The organism is Dyadobacter sp., from assembly GCF_051859145.1.
GTDB lineage: Bacteria > Bacteroidota > Bacteroidia > Cytophagales > Spirosomataceae > Dyadobacter.
Map to the genome: position 1 here is coordinate 1 of NZ_JBHYGF010000017.1, position 15,207 is coordinate 15,207.

A 15,207-nucleotide genomic window follows, 5' to 3' on the forward strand; every position below is an offset into this window, starting at 1 on the left:
TATATAGATTTAATCGGATCGGCAGGTTTCAGGGTACTTTGTTTTGAACTCGTCGGTTAAATTAACCCACTGCTTCAAGTAACTTTCAAATCCCTGGCGGCTTTTGGGACATATTCTTTATTCCTGAACATAATGTCTAAACCCTTTCAATCCCGGATCAGCAAATGGAGTGTTGCTTCCGGGCTGCTGCTGGCAATCGCATCGGTGCTGATCACCGGCCATACCAACTGGCAAAACCAGTCCGATCGTCCCGACTCGCTTCAACTGAATCCGTTTGTGGAGCCTGGTTTTCCATACATTTCAACATCAGTCGATGCCCGTAAAATGGGGCCTTCTTTCCCGGCCGATAATGAAGCTGCGCGTACACTCGCATTGCAGCTGGGCGACAGTGCCTATGCATGTTTTGATACCGATCTGCTGCGCTGGTCTGTGGCGTGGACGGGCAAGTTTCTGCCAATGGTTTTGATGGCGCAGATCTCCTACAATGACTTTTTCAACAAAAACAACAAGATCAGCAAGGTAACCGGCGCGCCTCAGATTGCGACAGGACTTTATGCAGGCTGGTCTGTTTCGGGACCATCTTTTCGTGAAAAAGAGAATGCGGAGCCCACGTGGAAGGCACTCCCGGCTTCGAAAGGTAGGTGGGGTGGTGTGTATGTTTTTGGTAAAAAGGCGGTTTTAAGCTACTCGGTTGGTAATGCATCGATTTACGAACTACCCGCCAGTGCAAAGTTTGAAGGTGGTACCGCATTCACGCGGACATTCCAGGTGAGTAATGCAGACAAAGACCTCTACCTGACATTGGCCGAAGTGCCGAACGGCGCGGGTGTTCAGAAGAAAGGAAATATCAACTACTTGTTTAACAGCCAGGCGAAAGATACCGTTACGGCTGTGGCAATAATGGGAAAAGGAAAAACCGGCTGGGAGCCGGCCGCTGTTGAAAACAGGTACCTGAATGTAAAAGTACCAGCTGGCGCAAAACAAGGTGAAGTAAGTGTTGCGATTTGGAAAGGCCCTGTATCGAAATTGGGCGCATTTGAAAAGTTCTGCAAGAGCAAACCTGCTGCCATGCCCGACTTCAAAACGGGCGGACCCGCATTGTGGCCGCAGGTGGTTACTACGCGCGGCAAGCTGTCGCCCGACACAGCCGCATTTGTTACGGACCAGCTTACATTGCCGCTGACAAATCCCTGGAAACGAAACGTCCGCATTGCGGATATCGCGTTTTTCAAAGATGGTCGCGCAGCGGTGGTAACCTTTGAAGGTGACGTGTGGACTGTAGAAGGTATTGACAAGCCTTTGCAAAATATCAAATGGAGGCGCTTTGCGTCCGGTTTTCACGAGCCGATGAGCATCGAAGTGGTGAAAGATTCCATTTATGTTTTCGGTCGGGAAGGAATTGTGAAGCTGCACGACCTGAACAAAGATGGTAATGCGGATTTTTATGAAAATTTTTCGAATGTGATGTCGCAATCGGCTGAGTCGCGAGAGTGGGCGGCGGATATGGTGTATGCGCCGGACGGAAGTTTTTACATTGCCAAAGGAGGAAGCCTCAGCAACGGACCGGGTATGACGGCGGTAACAGGAAAAGGGTTTCGTGCAGGTTCAGACCAGAATGGAACGATCCTGAAAATCTCACCAGACGGAAGGAATGCAGAAGTGATCGCTACCGGCTTGCGTGGCCCATATCTTGGCTTCAATCCTGAAACCGGTACATTAACCGCCACAGACCAGCAGGGCAACTTTGTTCCGTCATCGCCCATTTACCTGGTTAAAAAAGGAGATTATTTCGGTGTGCAGCCTACTATGCACCGGAAAGATAATCCGCAAATCACGCCGCCTCTGACGTGGATACCTCACAGCGTCGACCGGTCGAGCCTGGGACAGGCGTGGATCACCGGCAAGAAAATGGGGCCGCTCAATGGGAGTTTGATCCATTTCTCATTCGGAGAGCCGGGGCTTTTCCGTGTTCTGATCGATAGTGCCTCGAAGGTACCTCAGGGTGGGGTTTCGTTTATCAATGCCAACTATCCTGCACCTACGTCAAAGGGCGCTATGAACCCGGTCGATGAGCAGCTCTACGTTACCGGATTCAATTTATGGGGTTCCAGCTCGCTGGGGATCAGCTCTTTGGTGCGGCTGCGGTACACAGGCAAGCGGAGTTATTTGCCCAACCATTTCCGCGCAGGTACCCAGGGTATTGTCATCGGATTTGATTCGCCTCTTGAAGCAGCGGCTGCTACGAATGTTGGTAATTATGAGATCAAAAGGTACAACTACCAGCGCACCGAAGAGTACGGATCCGGGCATTTCAAGCTTGACGGCAGTGTAGGCGAGGAGACAATGGCGGTGGCAGGTGCATATCTTTCCCCGGATAAAAAACACATTCTGCTGCTTGTGCCGGGTATGACCGACATCATGCAAATGGAAGTGGGCTACAAGCTGCTTGCGGCAGACGGCAGAAAAATGAATGATCATTTCTATTTTACCTTAAACCACACGAGCGACGTCGATTTCAAGAAATACGGATTTTCCAATGTAGACCTGGCTCTGTTAACCACACAAAAAGCGGCAGCAGAACCGGCGAAAGCAGAAGTAGCGTCAGCTGCAAAGGGTAAGGAAGTGTTCCAGAAAATGGCTTGTGCGGGCTGCCACTCGGAAGGGCTGCGGACAGACGGAATGTACGGGCCACCATTTCAGAACCTGTACAAATCTGAAAGGATCTTTGACGATGGCAGCAAAACAATCGCCGACGAAAAGTATATCCGCGAATCTATTCTGACGCCTTCAAAGCGCATTGTAAAAGGCTATAATGAAGAAATGCCCTCGTTTGTAGGCGTGCTGTCAGACACCGACATCGAGTCTGTAATCCTTTATATCAAATCTTTGAAGAAATAGGAGATTCTGCTGTCAGCACATTAATTTTTCAGGTTGAGAACGTTTGCACCCGGTGGTTCTTCCATTTATGCCGTATAAGCCCATGTTGGTGTTATCACCAACATGAACATACACCCAATGCCAAGCCCAAGTTAGTGCTGTCGCCAATATAGGCTCGGTACAGGTTGGTGACAACACCAACCTAGGCAAGCAAAAAAACAGGCGGCCCGAATTCTCAGGCCGCCTGTTTGCATTTAAAACCGAAATTTACAAGCCAAAACCTGTCGCAAGTCCTTTTACCGGATTGCTGAAAGCATATTTTAACTGCGTAGCGCCGGTTGCAGGGTTTACTGTGTAAAAACTGGTGGTACCTCCCACGGTGAAAATGGCGTAACCCATGCCCGTGAAGTTTCCGATGTCAAATCCAATGCTGGATCCCGCGTCAATACCTAGTGGCTTTCCGTCAATCAGGATTCCGTCATTGGGTGGATTTTGTTTGTAGATCATATCTTTTTGGCTGTCAATATCAAACAGCGTAGTGCCGGCTGTGGCTGCGGTTACGCCCGGATAGCTGTTGGTATAAGCTACTGCGGTAACAAATGGAGTAGCGTTGTCCAGCTTCAATGCACCATCAACAAGGGTCAATCCATTATCTACATTGATCCGCAGGTTTTGTCCATTGTCGCTTACTACGCGTAGCCTGTCTGCCACCGGATTGAAGTCTACTCCAAACTGGGTCCCGCTGAGCATAATTGGATTATTGCTTCCGTCTTTAAGCATAGTCAGCTCGGTAGCCGCGCCGCTTCCCAGGTCAATTCCGTAGAGTTTGCTATTGTTACCCAACGCATACAATCTTCCATTCATCGGGCGGATATCGATCCCCTGCAGCATCACGCCGTTCAGACCGGAGATCGCTTTGGTGCCGTATTCATTTCCATTCGTCGGATTGAAAATTTTCAGGTTATTGGCATCATCCAGTGCGTAGGCTACCGGCATAGCCGGGATTGCGATACCAACAATATTGACACCAGCAGGCAGATCGCCCAGCTTTTGCAATTTGCCCGTTTTTAAATCCACATAATCCAGCTCCCATTTATTATCAAATTTCACGGAAGCGATCGGGTAGCGGTCTGCTTCTGACATATCAGGAGAAATATCAAAACCACCCACTTCGCTGATATCCAATCCAAGCGAACCAACCGGAACTAATGCGCCGGGGTTTGGAGGATTTTGAATGTAAAGCATATTGGCTTCTGCATCAATATCGTAAAGGGTAGTGCCTGTGCCGCCCGGTGCCGCTGTTACGCCAGCCCGGCTGTTGGTGTAAGCTACCGCGCCCACTTTCGGACTGCCCGGGTTCAAAGGAGAGTCGCCTGCAAGGATTGCGCCCGTTTCAGGGTTCAGGCGCAGGTTCTGACCGGTACTGGTTACCACGCGGATTTTATCAACAGTCGGGTTGAAATCAAAACCAATACTTGATCCGTTCAATGCAGTTGCAAGTGTATCAATAATCGTCGCCTTACCTTCCTGATCACCCGTTTTTACATTCACATGATACAAAACACTGGAAGTACCGATCGCGTAAAGCTGCCCGGTAGCCGGACGAAAGTCGATTCCCGCCAGCTTGTCGCCGCTCGCCAGACCAGTTACATTAAATGAGCGCAAAGGTGAGGAGGTACTTCTGACATTGATCTCGTGCAGCTGGTTGTTGTCCGATAATGCGTAAAAAATTCTGTCAGGTAATGCTTGTTCTGTCGGCGGGACCCGATGATCCTCGCAGGAAGCAAGGAAAAAGAGGCTGAGAGAGGCGGCGGCAAATGTCCGTCCAAGTGAATTGTTGAGAATCTTCATAAGCTGTTCGAGTAAGATGAAAATAGTTTTAAGACCATCTACGACGCAGCTTTGGCAATGGATTAAATGCGGAAAAATAAATTTAATTCGCTTTTAATCTCATTTTAATGTCTTGGTTTAAAGATAAATATACCTCCTGAAAGTCAGTTCATCTTGCCTGATTTCTACCTGTCGGATTTGCGGCAAGTACAGCGGGTAAATTTGGTTGTACACGCCACGAAAACCGGGCAGTTACCGGGTGGTGATCGGAAAGCGGGGTACCTTCCGGTGTGGAAAACAGGTGCTTCTCAAACTGGTAGTCTGTTGTTTCCATTTGCACCGCAGTACTGCTGCAGTAGAGGATCTTGTCGATAGTTTCGGTATGATGGTCAATGGAGAGGATATCTTTGGCCGGAATGGCGGCGAGCGGCTGAGGTACATTACCCTCGTTTTTACTTTCAACCCACACATCCTGCAATCCGAGCTCGCTTTGTAAAACTGAAATATTATCCAGGTTATAGCTGTAACGTCCATTCAAATCGCCCATCAGAATGACCGCATTGCCTTCTGAATTCTGACGGATATACCTTGCAAGTTGAGCAATGTTCCGGCGGCGCGCCCTGGCTGCGGCGGGATGGTTGTATGCATTGGCGTGTACATTGTAGAAGTCTATAAAAACAGCCCGCGCGATCTCGATCTTGCTGAAAGTAAATCCTTTTGGCGTGAGGCAATCGGCGCCGGTGCAATCTTCCCATTTGATCCTTTTCAGGTTTCTGACAGGAAATCTGGATAGCGTATTCAACCCGTCACCAAACGGGATTTTGCCTTTGCTCGCGCTGCGGAAAGGGTGGTTGTTGCGGCTGTACAAAGTGCGGTTGTAATTAAAATCTTCCTGCACGTGCGCGATATCAAACCGGTTGAGCCGCGCGCCGATTTCACGGATACTTGGGTCCCGGTCGGTCGCTGCACTGGAAATGAGCTGGGGCAAGCCTGCAATATTGTAGCTGATCACGGTAAAGCTGCCTGAGGAGGAAGTATCTGTGGCCGCGGCCTGAGGGTTATTGAAGTCGGGTGCTTCGCGGGTGACTGTATTCGCCCAGAGTGCAGGCAGCAGGAGCAGGAGCCAGACAGTGCGGTTTTGCCGGCGCTTTTTTGACTTGAACTTGATCATTCCGTGCGTTTTAATGATCTCCGAAATTAGTCCGGGCATGTGAACAGGATGCATCCTGAATATTACCTTATCATTATTTAATGCGGATATTTCAAGCTTAATGGTCACATCCTGCATTTTAAATGCGGCAGCTGAATCATCAGGAACAAAATTTGCGTTTGGTATGATTGTTAACAGCAAGTTCACATTCAGGAAACCTGCACCAGCTATTTTAGCAGATCATACCATGAGAAAAGTGAGAGTTGCCTTTTTCGCTGAGATCCTCGTCGCCGATTTTGACGGGGCAGCGCGTACCATGTTCCAGCTTTTCCACCGCATTGATCCCGGGCAGTTTGAATTTCTGTTTATCTGCGCGAGCGGACCAGATAGGGTCGAAGATTTTGAATGTTTCCGCATTCCGTCACTGCCCATTCCGTTCAATAGCAATTACGTGATCGGTATGCCCGCTTTTGCAGCTGCTGAAACACGCGCTCGCCTCGACGCATTCAAGCCCGATCTTGTACATATCGCAACACCTTCTTTTCTGGGGCATTTTGGTTTGAGTTATGCAAAGGAAAACAGGCTGCCTGTTACCAGCATTTATCACACCCATTTCATCAGCTACATTTCCTACTATTTCAAATACCTGCCGTTTTTGATAAAACCTGTCGAAAACCGCGTCAGGAAATGGCAGAACCGGTTTTACGGGAGTTGTGACAAAGTTTACATTCCTTCCACAAGTATTGCCAAAGAGCTGGTGGAGAGCGGAATGTCGCCGCACAATATGAAGATCTGGAAGCGGGGAATGGACACAAGCCTTTTCTCGCCCCGGAAAAAAGACGAACAATATCTACACAAGCTGACCGGCAATGACCTGCCCACTGTGCTTTTTGCAAGCCGGCTGGTTTGGGAAAAAAACCTGGAAACGCTGATCGATATTTACAATCTGCTGAAAGCGGAGCATGTACCATGCAATTTCATAGTTGCCGGCGACGGTATGGCCCGAAAAGATTGTGAAGCCAGAATGCCCGACGCAATTTTTCCAGGTCAGCTGGATCATACACAGCTGTCTGTCTTGTACGCTTCTGCGACCGTGTTCGTGTTTCCGTCTGTTTCTGAAACTTTCGGGAATGTGGTACTGGAAGCGATGGCTTCCGGGCTGGTACCGGTAGTTGCAGACGGTGGCGGAAGCAGGGATTTCATTGCAGAAGGCGAAAACGGATTCAAATGCGCGCCTTATGATGCTTTTTGCTATGTCGAAAAAATCAGGGAAGTGATTGAAAACCCAGCATTAAGGTCAAGGTTAAGCGAAAATGCGATCGAATACAGCCGCAGCTATGATTGGGATGAACTCGCCAGGGTTTATTTTAGCGATCTCATTGCTTTGGCCCAACCTACGGAAAAGATCCAGTTTGAAGATTAACCCTGCATATTTACGTATTATCAAGATCGTCCTGGTGCTGAGTATCTCGGTGTTGTTGTTCCAATTTATCCGGAACACCGACCTGGCCGAAGTATCCAGGGCACTGCAAACAGCCGGCTCGGGCTTTCTGCTGATTTTGTTGAGTACGTTTGTTGCCTACTGGTGTGGCGCTGTGGGGTGGTGGTTTTGCCTGGGCGAGTCACGCCGCCGGATTTCGCATTTCAGGATATTTGTTGTCAGGCACATCAGCGAAACGATCGGCATGTTCAATCCTGCCAGCGTCGCGGGAGGGGATATGTTCAAGGTTTTTCTTTTAAAACCTTACGGGATCGATCAGCAAACTGCAATTACTTCTGTGGTTATGTACCGGTTTTTGATGATCCTCAGTCAGCTGGTACTGCTTGTGGTGGCGATGCTCTGGCTGGTCAGTAGTCAGGACATTTTGTTGATAGCGCCGGCATATGTTGCGATTATCATTTTTGCATTGATACTGTTTGCGGCCGGTTGTTTCTGGTGGGTAAAAAGGGCGGCCGCGCTCGGCCCGCTTGCGGCTGGTGCGGGAAGGTGGGTGAAGATCAACAGCAAAATACGCGATATCCGCATCGAGCTCAACCGTTTCGCTAGTGCGCACCCCAAAGAATTGCTGCTCGCATTCGCTGCATTCCTGCTCCACTGGCTGATCGGGTCGGTTGAATTTTACATTATATTAAAACTGCTCGGATACGATGTAACGCTCATGCACGGACTTTTGCTCGATATGGGCGTGGTGATCGTGAAGTCTGCCGGCGCATTCGTGCCCGGACAGATTGGAGTGGAAGAATTGGGCAATAAGTTGATGTTGAGTGTGATCGGCATTTCGAGTGCATCGTTGTGGCTGTCAGTATCGGCACTCCGCCGCACGCGCCAGCTTTTCTGGATTTTAATGGGAGCATTGTTTTACGCGGTATTTGCCAGGAACAAACGCATATCCTCCTGAATGCAATGGAAATCCTCTTTGTAAGTCACAAATACCCACCGGCTGTGGGTGGAATGGAGAAGCAAAGCTACGAGCTGATCACCGGAATGGAGCGGTACTGCAAAGTGCACAAAATCGTTTTTGACGGAAATGAAAGTATCGTCAGCTTTTTTATGCTGTTAAAAAAAAGGATCATTGAAACCTGCGCGCAGAATCCCGGAATCAAGGTAATTCATTTTAACGACGGACTGCTGGCTGCTTTTTGTGTGCGGCACGAAGGGTATGCGCACCTGAAACGGACAGCTACCCTCCACGGCCTCGACGTGGTTTTTCCTAGCGCGACTTACCACAGGCGCATTCTGCCGAAGTTCAACAGATTTGATAAGCTCATCGCTGTCAGCAATGCCACTGCAAAAGCGGCTGCGTCACTTGGCATTCACGAAGAAAAACTGATTGTTATCCCAAACGGGGTGGATATCCGGATTCCGCGTGCTAAAAGCGAAACGAACATTTCAGGGCTGCTTGCTGAATATGGGATCAATTATCACGGACAGCGGATACTGGTCGCATTGGGCCGACCTGTGAAGCGGAAGGGTATGTCATGGTTTATTAAAAATGTGGTTCCCCGGCTGCAAGGTGAATTTCTGCTTCTGCTGATCGGCGCATATCAGCCCAAACCAACCAGGTCCGAAAGGCTGCTTTCGTTTCTGCCGGAAAGTGTTTCGCAGAAAATTACATTGTTCCTCGGCTTTCCGACGGATAATGCCCCACTGCGTGAAGTACTCAGCGATCCTGCATCGAATGAAAAAGTGAAGCATCTTGGAAAGCTCCCAACCGATCACGTACAGGCGATTCTCGCTGCATCAGCCGCTTTCATTATGCCAAATATCAAGGTGGAAGGTGATATGGAAGGTTTCGGACTGGTGTGCCTGGAAGCTGCAATAGCCGGAGCGCCCGTTTTCGCTGCTGATATCGACGGTATCCCCGACGCCATTCAGGATGGTAAAAACGGCCACCTGCTTCCATCGGGCGATGCCACTGCCTGGGCTGAGCGGCTTAACGAAGTTATTCTATCCGGAACCGATAAACCGAATCAGGATGCATTCAGACAATATACCGAGGCAAATTTCAGCTGGGACAGGATGGTAGGAAGGTACTATAATCTGTTCCTTTCATGCGTGGAGCGTTAGGAGAACATGATTTGAGGCCGGGTTTGTCGTTTTAATGAGAGTTGGTCAAAAGATTCCGATAATCGTATTTCTGGTACTCACTGGATTTTTCTTTCTCTTCATAAATAGCAATCAGCTGGTTTCTAGCTGGTCCTGCTGTTAACCTATTTACAGCCCTAGAATGAACTTTATACCGCCCTAATCGCCTTTTCTTTACGTAACTCTGTAATAGCATTCAAAAGGAACATTATCATGGAAATAGGAATAAGCATGTTCGGGGATCTGGCTTATAACCAGGCTGGAAAGTCGTTTCAGTCATCGCAGCAGCGTTTGCAGGATATGCTGGAAGAGGTCAGGCTGGCAGACCAGGTCGGACTTGATGTTTTCGGGATAGGAGAGCACCACCGGCCCGACTTTGCAGTGTCAGCTCCAGAGATTATTCTGGCTGCCGCCGCGTCAGTTACCAAGCGCATCAAACTGACCAGCTCGGTAACCGTACTCAGCTCTAATGATCCCGTGCGTGTTTATCAGAACTTTTCCACAGTTGACCTGCTTTCCAATGGTCGCGCCGAAATCACAGTGGGCCGCGGAAGCTTTATCGAATCATTCCCGCTTTTCGGCTACGACCTGAATGATTACAACGGGCTGTTTACTGAAAAGCTGGACTTGCTGAAACAGATCAATGAAACAGAGACGATCAGCTGGAAAGGCAAATACCGCGCATCGCTTGACAAACAGCAGGTACTACCGCGACCTTCCAAAGGAAAACTGGATATCTGGATCGCTGTGGGTGGTACGCCGCAGTCGGTTGTTCGTGCCGCGCGGCTCGGATTTCCATTGATTATCGCGATCATCGGTGGAAATCCGGCCCAGTTCCAACCGTTTTTTGAATTATATAAAACCGAATACATCAATGCAGGTCACGATCCCGCTAAAATGCAGCTGGCAACGCATTCGCACGGGCTGGTAGGGGAGAATAGTGGGGCATTGGCGGACCTGTACTATCCGAATTACGCTGCGCAAATGGACCGTGTGGGAAGAAGCCGCGGCTGGTCGCCTTACACGCGGCAGCAATTTGAGGGCGGTCGCAGCAGCAATGGCGCATTGTTCGTGGGCGATCCCAACCAGGTTACCGACAAAATTTTACAGCAACAGGAAATGTTCGGACTTACCCGCTTCCTGCTCCACACCGACGTAGGCGCGCCCGCCCACGATGTTCTGATGAAATCGATTGAACTTCTGGGAGATAAAGTTGCGCCCGCAGTTCGGAAGGCGCTCCATCAATAGAAACCCCATTCTGATTCTGTCTTCATTCTTGCGTTTAGAATCAGGCATGATTCTGACGATTTATGCTGTTCTCCAAATCTGCTGATTTGAGTTGATTTGCGAACCTATTAAATCTTGACTATCAGTAGATTAAATTTCAATTGATATCTTAAATATCATTATTTTGATTATTATAATATCAATCGCTTGTATAAATGCGATCTTTTTTTGAAGTTTGAGCCTGACAAAATCATCTCTATACACCTAAAAAGAAAGCGCTATGTCAACAAGCCAACAACCAAGAATTTGTGATAAAATTGGGAGAACCGATGAAGCCCGAGATGAGACTTGGAGTACATAGAATCCATGCCTGCTGACCTGCCAATGCCGGTAGCGCCCAAAGTTTAGCAGGATAAACGATGTTAAAATAATCAGGAAGAAGTAGTTAGAAGCAAAAAATGGGTACGGGGAGATGGAACAATTCAAATTATTCAACGATAGGGAGCACCTTTCGCTTCCGCAACATTTAATGGATTATGTGCCTGATTTTTTTGATAAAAAGACAAGCGACTTATATCTGAAAATCTTCGTTCTCACCATTCCCTGGCAGCAAACCAAGGTGGTGATGTATGAAAAAGAAGTACTTACACCGCGTCTTTCCGCGTGGTTCGGCGACAGGCCGATGGTAAAGGGAGATAAAAGACCTCCTATTGAATGGACAGAAGAACTTTGGGAAATTAAAAAGAAAGTGGAAGAATATACCGGAATGAATTTCAATGGCGTGCTGCTCAACTACTATCGTAACGAAAAGGATTCGGTAGCCTGGCATAGCGACAAGGAGACGATCCCCGGCATGAAAACCGAAATAGCCTCCGTGAGTTTCGGTCAGGTCCGCAATTTTGATTTCCGGAACAAGAAAGACCATCGTCAGCAGTATTCACTCGTACTGGAAAATGGCTCACTATTACTCATGAAGGGCGATTTGCAAAGATTTTGGGAACACCGAGTTGCCAAATCGGCAAAGCCTATGAATGCGAGGATTAACCTGACATTCAGGAAAGTTTTACATTAAAAGAAGACCATTTCCGAAAATCAAAAGATAAAAGCCAGCAGCTACTAGCTAACACTTACTAGCCAACAGCAAACAGCCCATCGAATTATTACGTAAGTTGGAATCGGAAAACGATTCAAACCCATGAGTGAAACCAAGTTTAACATCGCTGTATTGATCGATGGGGACAATGCGCAGGCGAAATTGATGAAGGAAACTTTGGAGGAAGTTTCCAAGTACGGCAAAGCGACTATCCGCCGCATTTACGGCGACTGGACCACGAACCAGATGAACAGCTGGAAGGAGATTGTTAACCAGCATTCGATCAGTCCGATCCAAAAATTTTCTTATACGACAGGCAAAAACTCAACGGACAGCTCGCTTATTATTGACGCAATGGATATTCTGCACAGCAAGAGTGTCGAAGGTTTTTGCATTGTGTCAAGCGACAGCGATTATACCGGATTGGCAAAGCGGATCCGGGAAGAGGGACTTTTTGTAATGGGAATCGGCCGAAAAAATACGCCAATCGCGTTTGTGAATTCCTGCGAGATCTTCACCTTCAGCGAAAACCTGGTGGCCGAGCTGGATACAAGTGCAGAGGAACCAGAGCCGCAGAAAGTGGATGTTATCCGAAAGGAAATCGTTAAGAAAGAGCCTAAAAAACAAGATTCAAAGCGTAGGTACCCGAAGATCGATATGAACATTATTGACAAAGCATTTGAGATATCTGCCAATGAGGAAGAAGAGGCTTTCATTTCCAAAATCGGCACTTCACTTCGCAAAATCGACCCCAGCTTCGACTCCCGTACCTACGGATTCAAGACACTGACATCACTTTTCAAGAGTCTGGATAAATACAAAATCGTAAAAAATGATGTGAATGGATTGAACCACCCCCTGGTCAGGTTGAAATAGCATAATCCTGACTTCAAAATGCTCCTGCTCCAAGACAAGCCCAATACAAATGCCGTCAGGCATGTAACGGCGGAAAAAACGTTTCATCCCTACGGGATTTTGACATCGTGCTTGCACCTGAGGGCTACCGATGTTTTGCCGCGCTGCGGCTTTTTGCTTTGGTTTAGCATAGTTCTTACTTCAAAATGCTCTTGCTCCCAGACGAGCGTGGCGGAAATGCCTTTAGGCATAACATATCGGTAACCCCCACGAGGCTCAAAGCGATGTCGTAAATGCCGCTAGGCATAAAACATCGGTAACTACGAGGCTCAACGGGATATCGCAAATGCCGCTAGGCATGTAATATTGGTAACTCCCACACAGCTCCAAGGAATGAACAAATGCCGCTAGGCATGCAACATCGGAAAAAACGTTACATCCCTACGGGATTTTGGCATCGTGCTTGTACCTGAGGCTACCGATGTTTTGCCGCGCTGCGGCTTTTTGCTTTGGTCTAGCATAATCCTTACTTCGAAATGCTCTTGCTCCCAGACGAGCGTGACGAAAATGCCGCTAGGCATAACATATCGGTAACCCTCACGAGACTCAAGGCGAAATCGCAAATGCCGCTAGGCATGCAATATCGGTAACCACGAGGCTCAATAGCGATGTCGCAAATGCCGCTAGGCATGCAACATCAAACACGACGTTACATCCCTCCGGGATTTGGCATCATGCTGGGCACCTTAGGCTACCGATGTTTTGCCGCGCTGCGGCTTTTTGTTGTTATTGTGGCGATATTACTGACTTAGTAGAGCAATTTTGAATTTCGCGACTTTATAGCTCAATGCACTTTTGACAGCTTCTTCAAAGCCTCTTCAACACTTTCCAAAAAGTTAATTTTCCCACTTCGGTTACTTTCAGAAATAAAATCACGAATGCTTTTTCCGGGATAATTTTGAAAGTCTCCGACGATGGCCAGGCGCATTCGGTAGTTGGAGAATTTTTGAAGTATCTCTCCGGCAATGCCGGTTTTCAGGTCGAAGAAGGATGGTGTGAGATTTTCTTCGTGGATGATGATGCTGTCAAATCCTTGATAATAGAGGTTGCCCAATAAGTCCAGTCCGTCTTCCGCAGTTTCAATAATCAGCTTGTCGGAAGTGACTTCGGCGATTTGAATTTCATTTACAGTATGTGAGGTAATGGTCATTTCCATATTTCAAATATATTGTTTGCCGGGCAGGAGAATCTCCGCCCGGCCATTTGAATGCTTCTGGCAACTATGCAGCGCTAGTAGCAATTATTCCTGAATGAATGCCAGAATATCCTTATTTATCGTTTCTGCTTCTGTAGTTGGCATTCCGTGTGGAAAACCTGGGTAAGTGATCAGTTTTCCATTTTTCAACAGTTTAGCTGCCTTCACTGCTGTAATCTCATAAGGTACAATCTGGTCGTCTTCACCGTGTAGCACCAATACCGGGATGTCAACACTTTGAAGATCTTCGGTAAAATCCGTTTCAGAAAACGCCTTAATGCATTCATAATGGGCAAGAATGCTTCCCATCATTCCCTGACGCCACCAGTTGTCGCGGACTCCCTGCTTTTCAACGGCGCCATCGCGGTTGTAGCCATAAAATGCCTCCGAGAAATCTTTGAAATATTGCGTCCGTTGCGTAGCAGTCATTTTGCGGATTTCATCAAAAACACTCATCGGAACCCCGTCCGGATTGTTTTCTGTTTGTACCATAATCGGCGTTACGGCACTTACCAATACTGCTTTTGCTACCCTGCCGTTTCCGTGTTTGTTTACGTAATGAATCACTTCGCCACCACCTGTAGAGTGACCTACGTGTATGGCGTCTTTAAGGTCCAGATGCGCAACCAGCTCTGCCACGTCGGCAGCATAAGTATCCATTTCATGACCTTGGTACGTTTGGGAAGAACGTCCGTGGCCACGACGGTCGTGTGCAATGACGCGGAAGCCTTTTTTGAGGAAAAACATCATTTGACTATCCCAGTCATCGCCGGAAAGCGGCCAGCCGTGGTGAAAAACAATAGGTTGTCCGGTACCCCAATCTTTGTAAAACATTGTGGCCCCATCTCTTAGCTGCAAAGTGCTCATGATTTTGTGTTTTGAGAGTGAAAATTACTGCGGCAATAACGCAACATTCCCTAATAAAAACTCCCTTACCGAAGAATAATCGCATTGCGATACTTCGTGAAGGGTTCTTCATTTTTCATATTCAACTAGTAGGTTAAATATGAAAAAATACATGATTGCAGCTGTCCTCGCTTTCAGCGCAAGTATCAAAATTAATGCACAGGTTTCAGGAAATGCGAATGAAGATATTGGCAATGCGCAATACAATGCAGTAAGAGCAAACCCTACCTCGTCGGCTCGGTTTTCCAGGGATAATTCAAATGACAGCACCATCACTGTTTCCATCAAAGGATTGATCAACATCATGCCGGATACTTACGTGGCTACTTTCCATGTGGTGCAAACCGGGGAAACTGCGGAGGTGACAAATCAGCTCATGCTGGACAGGATTAATAAGCTTAAAATTGGGCTGGTGAATGCGGGGATTG

The 15,207-nt window shown here is 47.8% G+C and carries 12 protein-coding genes; 8 read left to right on the top strand and 4 right to left on the bottom strand.

Annotated features, from left to right (window positions below; all coding sequences use genetic code 11):
• The first annotated feature begins 132 nt into the window (after window positions 1–132).
• A complete protein-coding gene (locus ACTIE6_RS01715) occupies window positions 133–2,898 on the top strand; it encodes a DUF6797 domain-containing protein (RefSeq protein WP_439554980.1) in 2,766 nt (921 codons plus the stop codon).
• Window positions 2,899–3,144: 246 nt separating this feature from the next.
• Here ACTIE6_RS01715 and ACTIE6_RS01720 read toward each other — a convergent pair whose 3' ends face one another.
• The gene (locus tag ACTIE6_RS01720; protein ID WP_439554981.1) at window positions 3,145–4,728 is read right to left on the bottom strand and encodes a DUF4394 domain-containing protein; all 1,584 of its coding nucleotides are present in this window, start codon (window positions 4,726–4,728) and stop codon (window positions 3,145–3,147) included.
• A gap of 148 nt (window positions 4,729–4,876) precedes the next feature.
• Window positions 4,877–5,986: an endonuclease/exonuclease/phosphatase family protein gene (locus tag ACTIE6_RS01725; RefSeq protein WP_439554982.1), complete on the bottom strand. Its 1,110-nt coding sequence runs from the start codon at window positions 5,984–5,986 to the stop codon at window positions 4,877–4,879.
• A gap of 55 nt (window positions 5,987–6,041) precedes the next feature.
• Between ACTIE6_RS01725 and ACTIE6_RS01730 the strand changes: the two genes are divergently transcribed.
• The 6 genes from ACTIE6_RS01730 to ACTIE6_RS01755 all read left to right on the top strand — a co-directional run bounded on the left by ACTIE6_RS01730 (window position 6,042) and on the right by ACTIE6_RS01755 (window position 12,639).
• Entirely contained in the window at window positions 6,042–7,280 is a 1,239-nt protein-coding gene (locus ACTIE6_RS01730) for a glycosyltransferase family 4 protein (RefSeq protein ID WP_439554983.1), read from the top strand.
• A complete protein-coding gene (locus ACTIE6_RS01735; protein WP_439554984.1) occupies window positions 7,270–8,256 on the top strand; it encodes a lysylphosphatidylglycerol synthase transmembrane domain-containing protein in 987 nt (328 codons plus the stop codon). Before ACTIE6_RS01730 ends, ACTIE6_RS01735 begins: the two co-directional genes overlap by 11 nt.
• Window positions 8,151–9,425, top strand: a complete 1,275-nt coding sequence (locus ACTIE6_RS01740) for a glycosyltransferase family 4 protein (protein ID WP_439554985.1) — start codon at window positions 8,151–8,153, stop codon at window positions 9,423–9,425. Before ACTIE6_RS01735 ends, ACTIE6_RS01740 begins: the two co-directional genes overlap by 106 nt.
• Before the next feature lie 231 nt (window positions 9,426–9,656).
• Window positions 9,657–10,691 carry an LLM class flavin-dependent oxidoreductase gene (locus ACTIE6_RS01745; protein WP_439554986.1) on the top strand — a complete coding sequence of 345 codons (1,035 nt, stop codon included), beginning with the start codon at window positions 9,657–9,659 and terminating at the stop codon, window positions 10,689–10,691.
• Window positions 10,692–11,142: 451 nt separating this feature from the next.
• Complete coding sequence (locus ACTIE6_RS01750; RefSeq protein ID WP_439554987.1) at window positions 11,143–11,742, top strand: alpha-ketoglutarate-dependent dioxygenase AlkB family protein; 600 nt, start codon at window positions 11,143–11,145, stop codon at window positions 11,740–11,742.
• A 123-nt stretch (window positions 11,743–11,865) separates the two neighbouring features.
• Window positions 11,866–12,639, top strand: coding sequence for an NYN domain-containing protein (locus ACTIE6_RS01755; protein WP_439554988.1), 774 nt, complete (start codon window positions 11,866–11,868; stop codon window positions 12,637–12,639).
• 823 nt (window positions 12,640–13,462) lie between these two features.
• Here ACTIE6_RS01755 and ACTIE6_RS01760 read toward each other — a convergent pair.
• Window positions 13,463–13,834, bottom strand: coding sequence for a DUF4180 domain-containing protein (locus ACTIE6_RS01760; protein ID WP_439554989.1), 372 nt, complete (start codon window positions 13,832–13,834; stop codon window positions 13,463–13,465).
• A gap of 84 nt (window positions 13,835–13,918) precedes the next feature.
• The gene (locus ACTIE6_RS01765; protein ID WP_439554990.1) at window positions 13,919–14,740 is read right to left on the bottom strand and encodes an alpha/beta fold hydrolase; all 822 of its coding nucleotides are present in this window, start codon (window positions 14,738–14,740) and stop codon (window positions 13,919–13,921) included.
• A 139-nt stretch (window positions 14,741–14,879) separates the two neighbouring features.
• On the opposite strand from ACTIE6_RS01765, the gene ACTIE6_RS01770 reads away from it, so the two are divergent.
• Window positions 14,880–15,207 (top strand): hypothetical protein (locus ACTIE6_RS01770; RefSeq protein WP_439554991.1); only part of this gene is annotated, 328 nt, incomplete at its 3' end.